Below are 16,483 nucleotides of genomic sequence, written 5' to 3'. Positions count from 1 at the left end.
GAGATAAAGCAAGGTGTGAGGAATCATGTTTAGAAGTTCCCCACAAACCAGTTTTTGATACTGTCCATCAACGAATTGACAGAGCCGCTCTTTTGTGAAACTTTGAAGCCACGTTGACGGTCCACGCCGGCTTCAGCCAGCAAGCCCATCACCGTGGCAGCACGAGGCTGCGACACCATGTCGGCCAAGGCGCTGCTGTACTGCGGTACACCGCGGCGCACAGGCTTTAAGAAAATGTCTTCACCCAACTCGACCATGCCTGGCATCACCGCGCTGCCGCCCGTGAGCACAATGCCCGACGACAACACTTCTTCGTAGCCGGAATCACGAATCACTTGCTGCACCAGCGAGAAGATTTCTTCCACGCGTGGCTCAATGACACCCGCCAAAGCTTGGCGGCTCAACATGCGCGGCGTGCGGTCGCCGAGGCCGGGCACTTCCACTTGCACGTCTGGATCTGCCAAGAGTTGCTTGGCGTAACCTGATTCGATCTTGATTTCTTCAGCGTCTTTGGTGGGCGTGCGCAAAGCCATCGCAATGTCGCTGGTGATCAAATCTCCCGCGATTGGAATCACCGCTGTATGACGAATCGCACCATTGGTGAAAATGGCCACATCGGTCGTGCCTGCACCAATGTCCACCAAAGCCACGCCGAGTTCGCGCTCGTCGTCGGTCAACACCGACATGCTGGATGCCAAGGGGTTGAGCATCAAGCGGTCCACATCCAAGCCGCAACGACGCACGCACTTGATGATGTTTTCTGCTGCGCTTTGTGCGCCCGTGACGATGTGCACTTTGGCTTCCAAGCGGATGCCGCTCATGCCAATGGGTTCGCGCACGTCTTGGCCATCAATCACAAACTCTTGCGGCTGCACCAGCAGCAAACGTTGGTCGGTCGAGATGTTGATGGCTTTCGCGGTTTCCACCACACGCGCCACATCAGCTGCAGTGACTTCTTTGTCTTTCACCGCCACCATGCCCGTAGAGTTGATGCCGCGAATGTGGCTGCCGGTGATGCCGGTGTAGACATTGGTGATTTTGCAATCGGCCATGAACTCGGCTTCTTTCAAAGCCTGCTGAATGCTTTGCACCGTCGCGTCGATGTTGACCACCACGCCGCGCTTCAAACCATTGCTGGGAGCCACACCGAGGCCAGCAAGTTTGAGCTCACCATCGGGCAACACTTCGGCCACGACCACCATGACCTTGGCTGTGCCAATGTCTAAGCCGACCACCAGTTCTTTGTAATCTTTTGCCATAACAGCCTCGTTCTTTCTCTTCTTCTCTCTGTGCGCGTTAGCGTTTGGCGGGCACGTCTTGCGTGCTCACCCCGCGCAAACGAAGCGCATAACCGTTGTCGTGTCGCAAATCAGCAGACTCAATCGCCGTCACTTTGCGACCTAACTTATTCGTCACCTGTGCCAGCGTTTGTGACACGCGTTGCACACGGACCATCACCTCATCCACACCGCCACGTCCCAACTCAATCACCGCACCGTGTGCCAACTTGGCACGCCAGCTGCCGCGGTCGGTCAAGACCAAACTCTCGACACCTAAGTTGATGGTTTTGAATGCGGGCTCGAGGGCCAAATACATAGACAGCACTTGTTGCGATTGGCTGTCAGGCCCACTCAAGCGCGGCATCTTGTCGTCATCCAAATCACCCACATTGGCTTCAAACACTTCGCCAAAGCTGTTGACCATGCGTTGCTCGCCGTCATCGCCCCAATAAGCCACAGGCTTGTGCTCTTGCAAGGTCACGCGCAAACGGTTGGGAAACTCGCGTTGCACCGAGGCCAAACGCACCCAAGGCACGCTTTCAAACGCAGTGCGCACACGGGCCAAATCGGCCGTGAAAAAATTACCTGTGAACTTGGTCACCACATTGGCGCGCAAGGTCACGTCGTTGTTGTGCTCCACATCGCCTAAGACCGTGATGCCACGCAACGCAAACGCTGGCAACTGCACCAAAGTCCACACGCCGCCCAGCAACGCACCCACGACCAAACCCACAAACATGAGCGAAGCCGCCATGTGCATGAGTTTGACGTCGAGCGGCACCGGCACCGAGGCATTCACCTCAGGACGGGGGCGCATGTGGGTGTAGCGCGTGGTCATACGGCTTTTGGACCTCCGGGGTGATCAAGCGTGGCGCTCTCTAGCAGCATCAAGCACAGGTCTTCGTAGCTGATGCCTGCTGCACGTGCAGACATGGGCACCAAGGAATGGCTGGTCATACCGGGCGAGGTGTTCATCTCTAACAAAAACGGCTTGCGGTCAGACGCACGCAACATGATGTCGGCGCGACCCCAACCACGGCAGCCCAAGGCGCGGTAAGCAGCCACCACCAAACGTTGCACCTCTTGCTCTTCGGCTTCGGGTAAGCCACTTGGGCAGTGGTACTTCACATCGTCGGTGAAGTACTTGTTGTTGTAGTCGTATGCGCCGTCCGGTGCTGCAATGCGCACCACGGGCAAGGCACGTGCATTGGGTCCGTTACCCAAGATGGGGCAGGTCAGCTCTTCGCCGGTGATGAATTCTTCTGCCAACAAATCGGGGTCGTATTGGGTAGCCAACTCAGCGGCGGCTGTGATGTCGCCAGCTTGCGTGACTTTGCTCATGCCAATGGATGAGCCTTCGCGTGGTGGTTTGACGATCAAAGGCAAACCCAACTTGGTAGGAATCGCTTGGATGTTGTCTGCGGTTTGGTCTTCAGGTGACAACCACACATAGCCGGGTGTCGACAAGCCGACGGCGCTCCACACGCGCTTGGTCATCACTTTGTCCATGGCCATGGCAGAAGCCATCACACCTGACCCTGTGTAGGGAATGCCCAGCAACTCCAACGCACCTTGCACTGCGCCGTCTTCACCGTAGCGACCATGCAGCGCGATGAAGGCATGGGTGAAGCCTTCGCGTTTGAGTTCATCCAGGCTGCGCTCAGCGGGGTCAAACGCGGTGGCGTTGACACCTTTGCTTTGCAAAGCCTTGAGTACACCGCGGCCCGACATGAGGGACACATCACGCTCAGCAGACAGGCCACCCATGAGGACGGCGACTTTGGCAGTTTGAATATGGAAGGTCATGCTTTTAAATACTTCTCAGCTCTTACGTTGTTGCACCAACGCCAGCACCTTGGCTGGCACTTGGCCAATCGACCCTGCGCCCATGCACATCACCACATCGCCCGCTTGGGCGTTGTCGACAATAACTTGGGCCATTTTTTGAATGTCATCCACGAACACCAAGGCTTCGTGGCCAGCCACACGCATGGCACGCGACAGTGCACGGCCATCGGCCGCAACAATCGGTGTTTCGCCTGCGGCGTAAATTTCAGATAACCACAACACATCGGCGCGGCCCATGACTTCGACGAAGTCTTCAAAGCAATCACGCGTGCGGGTATAGCGGTGTGGCTGAAACGCCAACACCAAACGGCGACCAGGGAATGCGCCGCGCGCAGCCGCCAAAGTGGCAGCCACTTCCACGGGGTGGTGGCCATAGTCTTCGATGAGGGTGAACTCGCCACCCGTTTTCGCAGCCACTTCGCCGTGGCGTTGGAAGCGACGGCCCACCCCTTTGAATTCGGCCAAAGCTTTTTGCAAGGCCTCATCAGGCACGTTCAACTCCACCGCAATCGCAATCGCTGCCAAGGCATTGAGCACGTTGTGCTCGCCCGCTAAGTTGAGTGTGACGTCGAGGTCAGGCAAGGTCACACCGTTGCGGCGCTGCACCGTAAAGCACATGCGGCCGTTGTCAGCGTGCACATTCACCGCGCGCACTTGCGCTTCTTCGTTAAAACCGTAGCTGGTGATGGGGCGTGACACCTCGGGCAAGATGCTGCGCACAGCCGCATCATCGGTGCACAAAATCGCAGCGCCATAGAAAGGCATGCGGTGCAAGAACTCGATGAACGCAGCCTTCAACTTGTTGAAGTCATGGCCATAGGTGTCCATGTGGTCGGCGTCGATGTTGGTCACCACCGCCATCACAGGCAAGAGGTTCAAGAACGAGGCGTCTGACTCGTCGGCTTCCACCACGATGTAGTCGCCTGAGCCAAGCTTGGCATTTGCGCCAGCGCTGTTGAGCTTGCCGCCAATCACAAAGGTAGGGTCCATGCCAGCTTCGGCCAACACACTGGCCACCAAACTGGTGGTGGTAGTTTTACCGTGTGTACCTGCAATGGCCACGCCGGTTTTCAAACGCATCAACTCGGCCAACATCACGGCGCGTGGCACCACAGGAATCAGCTTGGCGTGAGCCGCCACCACTTCGGGGTTGTCGGCATGCACAGCCGTTGATGTGACCACCGCATCTGCACCCGCAATGTTTTTAGCATCGTGGCCCACATGGGTTTGAATGCCCAAGCTTTGCAAACGCTTCAAGGCCACGCTGTCTGACAAGTCGGAACCAGAAATGGCGTAGCCCAAGTTCAACAGCACTTCAGCAATACCGCTCATGCCAGCGCCGCCGATGCCGACGAAATGGATATGACGAATGGCGTGTTTCATTATTTTTTTCCTTTCGCTGCGAGCTGCTCGCAAGCGGCCACCACGCTTGTCACCGCTTCCACCTGACGCACGGCATAAGCTTTTTCGGCGCACGCCAACAAAGTGCGACGCGTCATAAATTGCAAACGGTCTGCCAAGTCTTGGGCTTTCAATTCGTTTTGTTGAACCAACCAGCCGCCGCCTGCGTCAACGACGAAGCGCGCGTTGGTGGTTTGGTGGTCGTCTACCGCATGAGGGAACGGCACGTAAATCGCAGCAGCACCCACGGCAGCCAGCTCGGTCACGGTGCTGGCACCCGCCCGGGCAATCACCACATCCGCATCGGCAAACGCTTGCGCGGTATCGTCGATGAAGGGGGTTAACTCAGCTTGCACGCCAACTTCTGCATAAGCCGTGCGCAGCGCGTCAATTTGTTTGGCGCCACTTTGGTGTGTCACCACAGGGCGTTGGTCGTGTGGAATCTTGGCTATGGCTTGCGGCACCACGGTATTCAAAGCTTGTGCACCTAGGCTGCCACCCACGACCAAGACGCGCAGCGGACCAGTGCGGTCAGCAAAGCGTTGTGCAGGTTCTGGCTGCTTCACAAAACCATCGCGCATGGGATTGCCCACCCACTCAGCTTTTGGCAACACGTTAGGGAAAGCGCTGAACACACGATCCGCCACGCCACTCAACACTTTGTTGGCCATGCCCGCCACAGAGTTTTGTTCGTGCAACACCAAGGGCTTGCCACACAGCACCGCCATCATCCCCGCGGGGAAGGTGATGTAGCCACCGAGGCCCACCACCACATCAGGCTTCACGCGACGCACCACACAGAAGCTTTGCCAGAAGGCGCGCAACAACTTGAAGGGCAACAGCGCCAATGTTTTGACACCTTTGCCACGCACGCCGCCAAAGGCCACAGTCTCATACGCAAAACCACGAGGCGGCACCAGTTGGCTTTCCATACTCGGCTCAGGCGCACCGAGCCAATGCACATTCCAACCGTGGATGCGCAATTGCTCAGCCACAGCCAAGCCTGGGAAGATGTGGCCGCCAGTACCACCAGCCATGATGAGTGCGGTGCGCTGGGTCGTACTCATAAGCGACCTCCATGCATCACAACGCGGTTTTCAAAATCCACGCGCAACACCACCGCAATGGCAATCAGGTTCAACAAAATGGCAGAGCCGCCGTAGCTCATGAGGGGCAAGGTCAAGCCCTTGGTAGGCAACGCACCCAAGTTCACACCCATGTTGATGAAAGACTGAAAGCCCATCCAAATCCCCACACCTTGCGCGACCAAGCCGGCAAACACACGATCCATCGCAATGGCTTGGCGGCCGATGTACATGATGCGACGCGTCAACCACATGAACAGGCCAATCACAGCCACCACGCCCACAAAACCAAACTCTTCGCCAATCACGGCCAGCAAAAAGTCGGTATGCGCTTCAGGCAACCAGTGCAGTTTTTCCACGCTGCCCCCCAAACCCACGCCAAAAATTTCGCCACGGCCAATCGCAATCAACGAGTGCGACAACTGGTAGCCCTTGCCCAAGGCATGCTCCATGCTCCATGGATCGAGGTAAGCAAAGATGCGCTCGCGTCGCCACTCAGACGTAGCGATGATGAGTGCGAACACGCCAATCAATGCGGCGGCGATCAAGAAGAACATGCGGGCGTTCACGCCGCCCAAAAACAAAATTCCCATGGCAATCACAGCAATCACCATGAACGCGCCCATGTCTGGCTCAGACAACAACAACAAACCCACCGCCGCCACCGCTGCACCCATGGGCAACACAGCGGCAAAGAAGTTTTCTTTCACATCCATCTTGCGCACCATGTAGTTGGCGGCATACAACAACACGCCCCACTTGGCCAACTCAGACGGCTGGAAGTTCATGAAGCCCAGACCAATCCAGCGGCGTGCACCGTTCACAGATTTACCAATGAACGGAATCAACACCGCAATCAACAACGCGATGGACGCAATGAACACCCAGGGTGCCACGCGCTCCCATGTGTTGAGCGGAATCTGAAATGCCAACAAGGCTGCGACAAATGCCACGAACAGCGACAGCGAATGGCGCAGCAAGAAATGCGTTTGCGTGTAGCCCGCGCCCATGCGTGGGTTGTCAGGAATGGCAATCGAGGCCGAATACACCATGACCAAACCAAACATCAGCAAGGCAAATGTGACCCACACCAAGGGCTGATCAAAGCCCTTCACGTGCACAGGCGAAGCTGCGGTGCGCGTGAACTCGGTACCGTGCACACGCACAGGCAAAGCATCCATACCCGTCTCGGGCTCGCCACCCATCAGACGTGCGAAGCTTTGTTTCATGCGCTGCAGGGCACTCATACCATGCCTCCTGCTTCTTTCACCAAATGGTTCACCGCATTCACAAACACTTCAGCACGATGCGCATAGTTGCGGAACATGTCCATGCTCGCGCAAGCGGGCGACAACAACACGGCGTCACCTGAATGGGCTTGTTCGCTACACAAATTAACAGCCTCTTCTAAGGTGGCGGCATCCAGTAGCTTGACGCCGCTGTGCTGCAACACCTCGCGCAATGTGGGGGCATCGCGGCCAATCAACACCACGGCACGTGCGTAGCGCGACACGGGCTCGCTCAAAGGCGCAAAGTCTTGTCCTTTGCCATCACCGCCCAAGATGACAACCAAGCGGCGGTCCACACCGAGGCCATGCAACGCGGCCACAGTGGCGCCCACGTTGGTGCCTTTGCTGTCGTCGAAATATTCCACGCCATTGAGCACACTCACAGGCTCCACACGGTGTGGCTCACCTTGGTACTCACGCAAGCCAAACAACATGGGCGCCAAATCACCACCCGCGCTACCGGCCAAAGCCAACGCCGCCAAGGCGTTGAGCGCGTTGTGGCGACCACGGATGCGCAGTGCATCAGCAGGCATGAGGCGTTGGAAGTGAATTTCTTCTTCGTCGTCTTTTTTGCGCTTACGTGTTTCGTCAGCTTCTAGCGCACGCACCAACCAGGTCATGCCATTGACAGTTTCAATGCCGTAGTCGCCAGGGCGTTGCGGCATGTCGCCACCAAACGTGAGGTGGGCGCGTTGCTGTGTTTTGGGCGTCTTGGCACGCGAGGGCTTGGCCACAACTTCTGCCACCTCAATGGGTGCACTGTCCAACATGACCATCACACCTGCATCTTCACGGTTGAGCACCAGCACGCCACGCTTGCCAAAGATGCGCGCTTTCGCTGCGCCATAGCCGTCCATGCTGCCGTGCCAGTCGAGGTGGTCTTGTGTGAGGTTGAGCACCGAGGCCGCAGTGGGTTCGAAATTGTCCACGCCATCCAACTGGAAGCTCGACAACTCCAACACCCACACTTGTGGCAGGAACGGATGGTCAGCAGGGGGCGGAGGTGGCGGCACCAAAGGTGGCAGGTCCACTTCGTAGGGCTCGTCATCGGCTGCCGTCACTTGCGCGGCTTCTTCGCTTTGTTCTGTTGCTTGGTCTTTTGCTTGGTCAGCCTCTGTGCCTGTCAGTGCCATTTGTGATGCTGCGTCTGTTTCAGCTGCCGCTTCTTGCGCCATGGCCTCTTCAGCATCCAAAGCCATTTGTGCAGCTTGTGCTGCCGCCGCTTTTTCTTTGGCCTCTGCAACTGCGCGTGCTTGTTCAGCCGCAGCTTCATCCGCAGCCAACTCGGCAGCTTCTTGCGCGGCAATCGCATCTGCAGCAGTTTGCTGTTCAGCGGCTTTGTCCAGCGCTTGCGACAAGGTGTCGAGCAAGGTAGGGCCAATATTGCCAGCCACTGCCACGCGCTTACCTGCACGTTCTAACAACTGACCGGTCAACGAGGTGACGGTGGTTTTGCCATTGGTACCGGTGATGGCCAACACCTTGGGGTGATAGGCCATGCTGGTTTGCAAATCAGTCAGGGCTTGGGCGAACAGGGTCAACTCTGTCCCTACCCATAAACCGGCAGCAACTGCGGCATTCCACACAGGGGCCACAGACTCAGGGCTCAGACCTGGGCTCTTGAACACGGCGCGCACGTCTTGGCCTTCGACCAAGTTAGCGTCAAATGCGCCATGCACAAATTTGACACTTGGCAACTCAGCACGCAACGCCGCCAAATGCGGCGGCTCGGCGCGTGTGTCCACGACTTGCACTTGCGCGCCAAAGCGCGAGCACCAACGCGCCATGGCCAGGCCGGAATCACCCAGACCCAGAATCAGCACTGATTGGTTGTGGAGTTGCTGCATCTTCTTATCTCAGCTTCAAAGTCGACAGACCCACCAAGCACAGCAGCATGGTGATGATCCAAAAACGCACGACGACTTGGGTTTCTTTCCAGCCGCTCTTCTCGAAGTGGTGATGCAAAGGCGCCATCTTCAAAATGCGGCGACCTTCGCCATATTTCTTTTTGGTGTACTTGAAGTACGTCACTTGCAACATGACCGACAAGGCTTCCACCACAAAGATGCCGCCCATGATGGCCAGCACAATTTCTTGACGCACGATCACCGCAATCGTGCCAAGCGCGCCGCCCAAAGCGAGCGCGCCCACATCACCCATGAACACTTGCGCGGGGTGGGTGTTGAACCACAAAAACGCCAAGCCTGCACCGGCCATGGCGGCACAGAAAATCATCAACTCGCCTGAGCCTGGGATGTAGGGGAACAACAGGTATTTGGAATACACCGAGCTGCCCGTCACATAGGCAAAAACGCCCAATGCCGAGCCCACCATGACCACCGGCATGATGGCCAAGCCATCCAAACCATCGGTCAAGTTCACCGCGTTGCTAGAGCCCACGATGACCAAGTAGGTCATGATGACGAAACCGAACACGCCCAGTGGGTAGCTCACTTCTTTGATGAAGGGCAACAGCAAACCTGCTTTGGGTGGCAAGTTCACATCAAAACCTGACTTCACCCACGAGTAAAACAACTCAACCACGCGCAGGTTGTTGCTCTCGGAAATGCTGAACACCAAATACAAAGCCGCCACCAAACCAATGATGGATTGCCACATGTATTTCTCGCGTGAACGCATGCCTTCTGGGTCTTTGTTCACCACCTTGCGCCAGTCATCCACCCAACCAATGGCACCAAAACCAAAGGTGACGATCATCACGATCCACACAAAGCGATTCGACAAATCAGCCCACAGCAAGGTTGACACGGCGATGCCAATCAAAATCAACACACCGCCCATGGTGGGCGTACCGCTCTTGGCCAAATGCGATTGCATGGCGTATTCGCGGATGGGTTGACCAATCTTCAAGGCAGCCAAGCGACGAATCACAAAAGGACCGGCAATCAAACCAATCAGCAATGCCGTCAACGCAGCCATCACCGCACGGAACGTGAGGTACTGAAACACGCGGAAGAAACCAAATTCTGGCGAGAGGGTTTGCAGCCATTGGGCTAAGGTCAGCAGCATGGCGTCGTTTCCTTTGTGTTGTGGTCGTGACAGGCGTTGATGGCCTCAATCACGCGCTCCATCTTCATGAAGCGTGAGCCTTTGACCAACACGCTGCCGAGTTGTGGCAACTGTTGAATCACGCGCTCATTCAATGCATCAATGTCTTTCATGTGCTGTGCATTCGCACCACATGCCGTGGCTGTGTGTACGGCCAAGTCACCCAAACACAGCACATGGTCAATGCCCATTTGTGCAGCGTGGATGCCCACCTCTTGGTGGAACTCAGGGCCTTGCGTGCCTACCTCGCCCATGTCGCCCAACACCAACAAACGTGGTGCAGGCAATTCGGCCAGCACATCGATGGCGGCACGCACAGAATCGGGATTGGCGTTGTAGGTGTCATCCACCACGGTGATGTCGCGGCCTTGGCACTGAATGCCAAATGCGCGTGAGCGGCCTTTGACGGGCTCAAAACTGTTCAGACCTTGTGCAATCACATCGAGTGACACGCCTGCCGCCAACGCACAGGCGGTGGCTGCCAGCGCATTGCCCACGTTGTGACGACCTGCAATGTGCAGCTGCGTGCGCAACACACCTGCGGGTGTTTGCGCTTCCACTGACCAGTGGTCGTTCAACCAATCGGCTTTGAGCAACTGCACTTCTGCCTTGTCAACGGTGTCGGCGCTCATGGAGAAACGCATGCAAGCACGCTTGCCTGCCAAGGCTTTCCAAAGTGGGCTGTATTCGTCGTGTGCTGGAAATACAGCCACGCCGTCAGCAGGCAAGGCCTTGATGGCTTCGCCGTTTTCTTGCGCCACCGCCTCGACGGTGGCCATGTACTCTTGGTGCTCGCGTTGGGCGTTGTTCACCAAGGCCACTGTGGCTTGTGTCATGTCGGCCAAGCCGGCAATCTCGCCAGGGTGATTCATACCCAACTCCACCACTGCACTGCGGTGATGTGCACGTAAGCGCAACAGGGTTTGCGGAACACCAATGTCGTTGTTCAAATTGCCTTGCGTGGCCAATGCGTCGTCGCCAAAGCCCGCACGCAAGATGCTGGCAATCATTTGTGTGACGGTGGTTTTGCCGTTGCTGCCCGTGACGGCAATCACGGGCAAGTTGAATTGACTGCGCCAGCCTTTGGCCAATTGACCCAAAGCCATGCGTGTGTCTGGCACTTGCACACCAGCTAACTTGGCTGCGTCTAAACCACGCTCAGCCAAAGCAGCCGTGGCGCCGCTGGCAGCGACTTGCGACAAGAAGTCATTAGCATCGAATCGCTCACCTTTCAAGGCGACAAACAAGTCGCCCACTTGGCAGGTACGGCTATCGGTGTTCACGCGTTGAATCGTCAAGCTGCCATCACCATGCAACTGCGCTGCACTGAGCCATTGGCTGATTTGCGTCAAACTGAGGTTCATGTCAGACATGCGCCCTCCTTTGTTGCAAAGCATCACGTGCATGCTGCACATCACTGAACGGATGTTTGACACCTGAAATTTCTTGGTAGTCCTCGTGACCTTTGCCAGCCACCAACACGACGTCTTGCGCGCGCGCGTGTTGGACGGTTTGTGCAATGGCTAGTGCACGGTCAGCAATCACTTTGGTATTGGCTGCGTTGTGCAAGCCAGTGAGCATGTGATTCAAAATGGTTTGCGGATTTTCGCTGCGCGGGTTGTCGCTGGTCAGCACCACATGCTGCGCGTATTGCTCGGCAGCTGCGGCCATCAAGGGACGCTTAGCGGCATCGCGGTCACCACCGCAGCCCAAGACACAGGTCAACTCACCCCCGCGCGACTGCGTCAGTGGCAACAAGGCTTGCACCGCTTGCGCGACGGCATCGGGCGTGTGCGCATAGTCAATCACCACCAAAGGCTCACCAACCGCACCCACGGTTTGCATGCGACCTGGCACAGCAGGTAACTCGCGACAGGCTTGCACGGCATCGGCCAAGCTGTCACCCAAAGCGCGCAAACAGGCGATGACGCCCAACACATTGCTCACGTTGTAATTGCCAACCAACTGCGTATCAAGCGCATGAACTTCATCACCCTCGACCACGTCAAAACACAAACCCATGGCACCGTGCTGGATGTTGCGCGCCATGATGTGTTGCGCGGATGCGCCTTTGCTTGCGACTTCATCACTGCCTGAATGAAGGTCACGCGAAATGGTCCACACGCGCAAGTCACCACGGGCTTTCAATTGCACAGCCAAAGCCGCACCTTGTGCATCGTCCACATTCACCACTGCAGCTTGCAAACCCGCCCAACTGAACAAGGCCAGCTTGGCCTGCCAGTAACTGGTCATATCGCCGTGGTAGTCCAAATGGTCTTGTGTGAAATTGGTGAACATAGCCACACGCACCTGTGTGCCGTCTAAGCGTTGTTCAGCCAAGCCAATCGACGAGGCTTCAATGGCGCAAGCCTTCACACCCGCATCTGCCATGTCGCGCAAACGCGCTTGCAGCAACACGGGGTCGGGTGTGGTCATGCCTGTCACTTCGAGCTGCCCTACTTCGCCCACACCCAAGGTGCCCACGATGGCGCAGCGCTTGCCTGCGTTTTGCAGCGCATGTGCCAACCACCAAGCGGTCGATGTTTTACCGTTGGTGCCAGTGACTGCCACCACGTCCAACGCAAGGCTTGGTTGTTCGTAATACGCTGCAGCGATGAGGCCGCTCGCAGCTTTGAGACCGTCGTAAGTGGCGATGGCGTCGCTCTCACCCCAAGCAAAGTTTTCAGCACCTGCATGCTCGACCACACAAGCGGTGGCACCTTGCTTCAAAGCAGCAGCTACAAACTGACGGCCATCCGTCACACCACCAGGCCATGCGATGAAGCCATCGCCAGCGCCCACGCGACGACTGTCGGTGTGCAACACACCGCGCACTTGGGTGCGCAGCCACTGTGCGGCGTCTTGGGGGTTATGCAGTCGTTTCATCAAAACGACTCCTTCTCAACCTTGGTCACCACTTGGGGCTTGACCGCCATGTCGGGCTGCACGCCCATCATGCGCAAAGTTTGTTGCACGGTTTGGCTGAACACAGGAGCAGCCACATCGCCACCAAAGTAAACGCCGCCGGTGGGTTCATCCACCATCACGGCCACCACGATGCGTGGGTTGTCAATGGGCGCGATGCCGACAAAGAAGCCGCGGTATTTTTTGCTGGCGTAGCCCTTGCCTTCAACCTTGTGGGCCGTACCGGTTTTTCCACCCACCGAGTAACCCATGGTTTGCGCCTTGGGTGCGGTGCCACCTTGGATGGTCACCAAGTGCAACATGTTGCGAATGGCAGCAGCGTTTTGCGATGAAAACACGCGCGCGCCATTGACTTGCGCTTGGTTGGTTTTCACCAAGCTCATGGGCACCATTTCGCCGTCATGCGCAAACACGGTGTAGGCCTGCGCCAGCTGAAACAAACTGGTGGACAAACCGTAGCCATAGCTCATGGTGGCCTGCTCAATCGGACGCCATGTTTTGTATGCGCGTACCTTGCCAGCCACTGCACCAGGAAACGGTACCTGAGGCTTTTGTCCCAAACCCATTTGTGTGAACACTTCCCACATGTCGTGGGGTTGCATTTGCATGGCAATCTTGACTGTGCCCACGTTGCTGGACTTTTGAATGATTTCATTCACGCTCAACACACCGTGCGGGTGCGCATCGGTGATGGTGGCGGTACCCATTTGCAGTTTGCCGGGCGCGGTTTGAATCAAGGTCTCAGGCTTGACAATGCCCTTCTCCAAAGCCAAACCCACCACGAGCGGTTTCATGGTGGATCCTGGTTCAAACGTATCGGTGAGGGCTCGGTTGCGTAGTTGTGCACCACTCAAGCTCCCTCGTTTCCCCGGTGAGTAGCTGGGGTAGTTGACCAAGGCCAACACCTCGCCCGTCTTGATGTCGAGCACCACCACACTACCTGCAACAGCTTTGTTGGTGACCACAGACTCTTTGATTTTTTCGTAAGCAAAGTACTGCACCTTGCTGTCGATGCTCAGTTGCAAATCGCGACCATCTACAGGGGGAACCATTTCGCCGATGTCTTCCACCACGCGGCCCAAACGGTCTTTGATGACACGGCGCGAACCGGCTTTGCCACCCAAATCTTTGTTGAAGGTCAGCTCCACACCCTCTTGACCTAAGTTCTCCACGTTGGTGAAGCCCACCACGTGCGCCACCGACTCACCCTCTGGGTAAATGCGCTTGTACTCTTTGCGGTCGTACACACCTTTGATCTTGAGCGCGGCAATGTCTTTGGCCACCGACTCGTCCACCTGACGCTTGAGCCACACAAAGGTTTTGTCTTCGTCTTGCAGCTTTTTGTCCAGGTCTACGGTGTTCATACCCAACAACTTCGCCAAGGCTTTGAGCTTGGCGGGATCGCGCTCGATGTCTTCTGGGTTGGCCCAAATGCTGGGCACAGGCACGCTAGACGCCAAGATGTTGCCGTGGCGGTCCAAGATGCGACCACGGTTGGCAGGCAAATCCAAGGTACGCACAAAACGCACCGTGCCTTGGCGTTTGAAGAACGCGTTGTCAATCACCTGGACGTACGCAGCGCGCGCCACCAAACCTAAGAAACCCGCCGCAATGACTGCCACGATGAACTGGCTGCGCCAGATGGGCGTCTTGCTAGCCAACAATGGGCTAGAGGTGTATTGCACGCTGCGGCTGCTCATGGGCGAACCTCCGCAGATGCAGCAGCGCCACCTGGCACGGTGGCGTATTGCGTGATGGCTGGCGTGATTGTGCGCATGTGCAGTTGCTCACGCGCGAGTTTTTCGACACGCAATGGCGTGGCTTGCGCACGGCGCTCCACATCCAAGCGGTCGTTTTCTGTTTCTAGGTTGCGCGCCAAACTGGTGGCACGGTCAATCTCGGTGGTGAGTGAACGTGACTCGTACTGCGTGCGCACCAAGTACAGCGCGCTCGCCATCACAGCGATCAGCAAAAGCAAGCTCACGCGACTCATTCGGTCGCTCCCAAGCGCTCAGCCACGCGCATGATGGCACTGCGTGAACGGGGGTTGCCCGCCACTTCCGCAGCGCTGGGCTTGATGCGATCAATCGCTTTGAAGTCCATCACCTTGGGAGCCGCAAACGGCGCACGGCGGTCATACACCTCACGTGAATGCTGCGTGATGAACTGTTTGACGATGCGGTCTTCCAAGGAATGGAAACTGATCACAGCCAATCGACCTCCGGGGCGCAGAACTTGCAACGACGCGCTTAACGCTTGTTGCAACTCCTCAAGCTCGGCATTGATGAAAATCCGAAAAGCCTGAAATGTGCGCGTTGCAGGGTCCTTGCCCGGCTCGCGGGTTTTGACCGTGTCAGCCACGAGCTGGGCCAGTTCAGAGGTGGATGTAGGCACGCCCCGTTCTTGTCGGCGAGCATCAATCGCCTTTGCAATCTGTAAAGCAAACCGTTCTTCGCCATATTCACGTATCACCTCCGCGATGTGTTGAATTTCCGCCTCGGCCAGCCACTCGGACACGCTTTGGCCACGGGTGGTGTCCATGCGCATGTCCAAAGGACCGTCGTTTCGAAAGGAGAAACCGCGTGCTGGGTTGTCGATCTGGGGTGAGCTCACCCCCAAATCCATCAGCACGCCGTCGATCGAGCCTGCGTCCAACTCGCCCAAGTGCGTGAAGCCTTGGTGACGAATCGAAAAACGCGGGTCTTGAATTTGTTCTGCCGCCGCTATCGCATCGAGGTCTTTGTCGAATGCAATCAAACGGCCTTGGGGCGAGAGCCTGGACAAGATGAGGCGGGAGTGCCCACCACGACCAAAGGTCGCGTCTACGTAGGTACCGTCCGGCTTGATGTCGAGAGCGTCGACAGCTTCGCTGAGTAGGACGGTGGTGTGCTGCCAGGGCGTGTCCACCGTCATCCTTTAAAAAGAAAATTCCTTGAACACATCGGGCATGTCGCCCTGCATGGCTTGGGCCTCTTGCGCCTCGTAAGTCGCCTTGTCCCAAAGTTCAAAGTGGTTACCCATACCGAGCAGCATGGTGTCTTTGCTGATGCCCGCTGCGGTGCGCAGTTCGGGGGAGATAAGGACACGACCTGTGCCGTCCATCTCTACATCCATCGCATTACCCAAGAAGATGCGTTTCCACCATTGCGCACTCATCGGCAAAGAGGCGATGCGTTCTCGGAACTTCTCCCACTCGGTGCGCGGAAAGACCATCAAACAGCCGTGGGGGTGACGTGTGATCGTGAGCTGCCCAGCCGCAGTCGCGCTCAAGACGTCGCGATGCCTGGTTGGCACCGACAGACGACCTTTGGCGTCGAGACTCAGCGATGAAGCGCCCTGAAACACGTTGGCGACCCTTTTTCCACGGACAAATAAACAAAACAACCAGCGGCAAAAGCACGAAAGGCACTTTTCACCACTTAATTGCACTTATTTGCACTGTAGCAGGAAAACCAGTTCAGAACACCCGAATTAGTAATTTTTTCAATGAAATCAACAACTTACAGCGATTTTAACATCCACATCCAGGACCAAAAATCGTTATAAATGAAGCACTTAGCAAGCGCACTAAAAGTGGCTTATGAAG

General features: G+C 56.7%; 14 protein-coding genes. All 14 read right to left on the bottom strand.

Going from position 1 to position 16,483, the window contains the following annotated elements; translation table 11 throughout:
• Window positions 1-29: 29 nt before the first annotated feature.
• From ftsA to mraZ, 14 genes are read right to left on the bottom strand one after another with little or no spacing between them, the layout of a single operon-like run.
• A complete protein-coding gene (gene ftsA, locus LINBF2_RS01905; protein WP_104796553.1) occupies window positions 30-1,259 on the bottom strand; it encodes a cell division protein FtsA in 1,230 nt (409 codons plus the stop codon).
• Window positions 1,260-1,296: 37 nt separating this feature from the next.
• Complete coding sequence (locus LINBF2_RS01900; RefSeq protein ID WP_315261078.1) at window positions 1,297-2,118, bottom strand: cell division protein FtsQ/DivIB; 822 nt, start codon at window positions 2,116-2,118, stop codon at window positions 1,297-1,299.
• Complete coding sequence (locus tag LINBF2_RS01895; RefSeq protein WP_281889994.1) at window positions 2,115-3,086, bottom strand: D-alanine--D-alanine ligase; 972 nt, start codon at window positions 3,084-3,086, stop codon at window positions 2,115-2,117. Before LINBF2_RS01895 ends, LINBF2_RS01900 begins: the two co-directional genes overlap by 4 nt.
• Window positions 3,087-3,101: 15 nt before the next feature.
• Window positions 3,102-4,511 (bottom strand): UDP-N-acetylmuramate--L-alanine ligase, encoded by a 1,410-nt coding sequence (murC, locus tag LINBF2_RS01890; RefSeq protein WP_281889992.1) that lies wholly within the window; start codon window positions 4,509-4,511, stop codon window positions 3,102-3,104.
• On the bottom strand, window positions 4,511-5,596 hold the full coding sequence (gene murG / locus LINBF2_RS01885; RefSeq protein ID WP_281889990.1) for an undecaprenyldiphospho-muramoylpentapeptide beta-N-acetylglucosaminyltransferase: 1,086 nt from the start codon (window positions 5,594-5,596) through the stop codon (window positions 4,511-4,513). Before murG ends, murC begins: the two co-directional genes overlap by 1 nt.
• Window positions 5,593-6,843 (bottom strand): putative lipid II flippase FtsW, encoded by a 1,251-nt coding sequence (ftsW, locus tag LINBF2_RS01880; protein WP_281891266.1) that lies wholly within the window; start codon window positions 6,841-6,843, stop codon window positions 5,593-5,595. Before ftsW ends, murG begins: the two co-directional genes overlap by 4 nt.
• 14 nt (window positions 6,844-6,857) lie before the next feature.
• Complete coding sequence (gene murD, locus LINBF2_RS01875) at window positions 6,858-8,750, bottom strand: UDP-N-acetylmuramoyl-L-alanine--D-glutamate ligase (RefSeq protein WP_281889988.1); 1,893 nt, start codon at window positions 8,748-8,750, stop codon at window positions 6,858-6,860.
• Between the two features lie 4 nt (window positions 8,751-8,754).
• Window positions 8,755-9,933 (bottom strand): phospho-N-acetylmuramoyl-pentapeptide-transferase, encoded by a 1,179-nt coding sequence (mraY, locus tag LINBF2_RS01870; RefSeq protein ID WP_104796559.1) that lies wholly within the window; start codon window positions 9,931-9,933, stop codon window positions 8,755-8,757.
• A complete protein-coding gene (gene murF, locus LINBF2_RS01865) occupies window positions 9,924-11,345 on the bottom strand; it encodes a UDP-N-acetylmuramoyl-tripeptide--D-alanyl-D-alanine ligase (protein WP_281889986.1) in 1,422 nt (473 codons plus the stop codon). The genes mraY and murF overlap by 10 nt, the downstream gene beginning before the upstream one ends.
• On the bottom strand, window positions 11,338-12,858 hold the full coding sequence (locus LINBF2_RS01860; RefSeq protein WP_281889984.1) for a UDP-N-acetylmuramoyl-L-alanyl-D-glutamate--2,6-diaminopimelate ligase: 1,521 nt from the start codon (window positions 12,856-12,858) through the stop codon (window positions 11,338-11,340). The genes murF and LINBF2_RS01860 overlap by 8 nt, the downstream gene beginning before the upstream one ends.
• Window positions 12,858-14,597, bottom strand: coding sequence for a penicillin-binding protein 2 (locus LINBF2_RS01855; protein ID WP_281889982.1), 1,740 nt, complete (start codon window positions 14,595-14,597; stop codon window positions 12,858-12,860). Before LINBF2_RS01855 ends, LINBF2_RS01860 begins: the two co-directional genes overlap by 1 nt.
• Window positions 14,594-14,890 carry a cell division protein FtsL gene (ftsL, locus tag LINBF2_RS01850; RefSeq protein ID WP_281889980.1) on the bottom strand — a complete coding sequence of 99 codons (297 nt, stop codon included), beginning with the start codon at window positions 14,888-14,890 and terminating at the stop codon, window positions 14,594-14,596. The genes LINBF2_RS01855 and ftsL overlap by 4 nt, the downstream gene beginning before the upstream one ends.
• Window positions 14,887-15,804, bottom strand: coding sequence for a 16S rRNA (cytosine(1402)-N(4))-methyltransferase RsmH (gene rsmH, locus LINBF2_RS01845; RefSeq protein WP_281889978.1), 918 nt, complete (start codon window positions 15,802-15,804; stop codon window positions 14,887-14,889). Before rsmH ends, ftsL begins: the two co-directional genes overlap by 4 nt.
• 9 nt (window positions 15,805-15,813) lie before the next feature.
• Window positions 15,814-16,242, bottom strand: a complete 429-nt coding sequence (gene mraZ / locus LINBF2_RS01840) for a division/cell wall cluster transcriptional repressor MraZ (protein WP_281889975.1) — start codon at window positions 16,240-16,242, stop codon at window positions 15,814-15,816.
• Window positions 16,243-16,483 lie beyond the last annotated feature (241 nt).

Origin of the sequence: Limnohabitans sp. TEGF004 (assembly GCF_027924965.1) — a bacterium.
Classification (GTDB): domain Bacteria; phylum Pseudomonadota; class Gammaproteobacteria; order Burkholderiales; family Burkholderiaceae_C; genus Limnohabitans.
The sequence above is the reverse complement of the archived record's forward strand: the minus strand, read 5'-3'. Positions and strand labels throughout refer to the sequence as shown.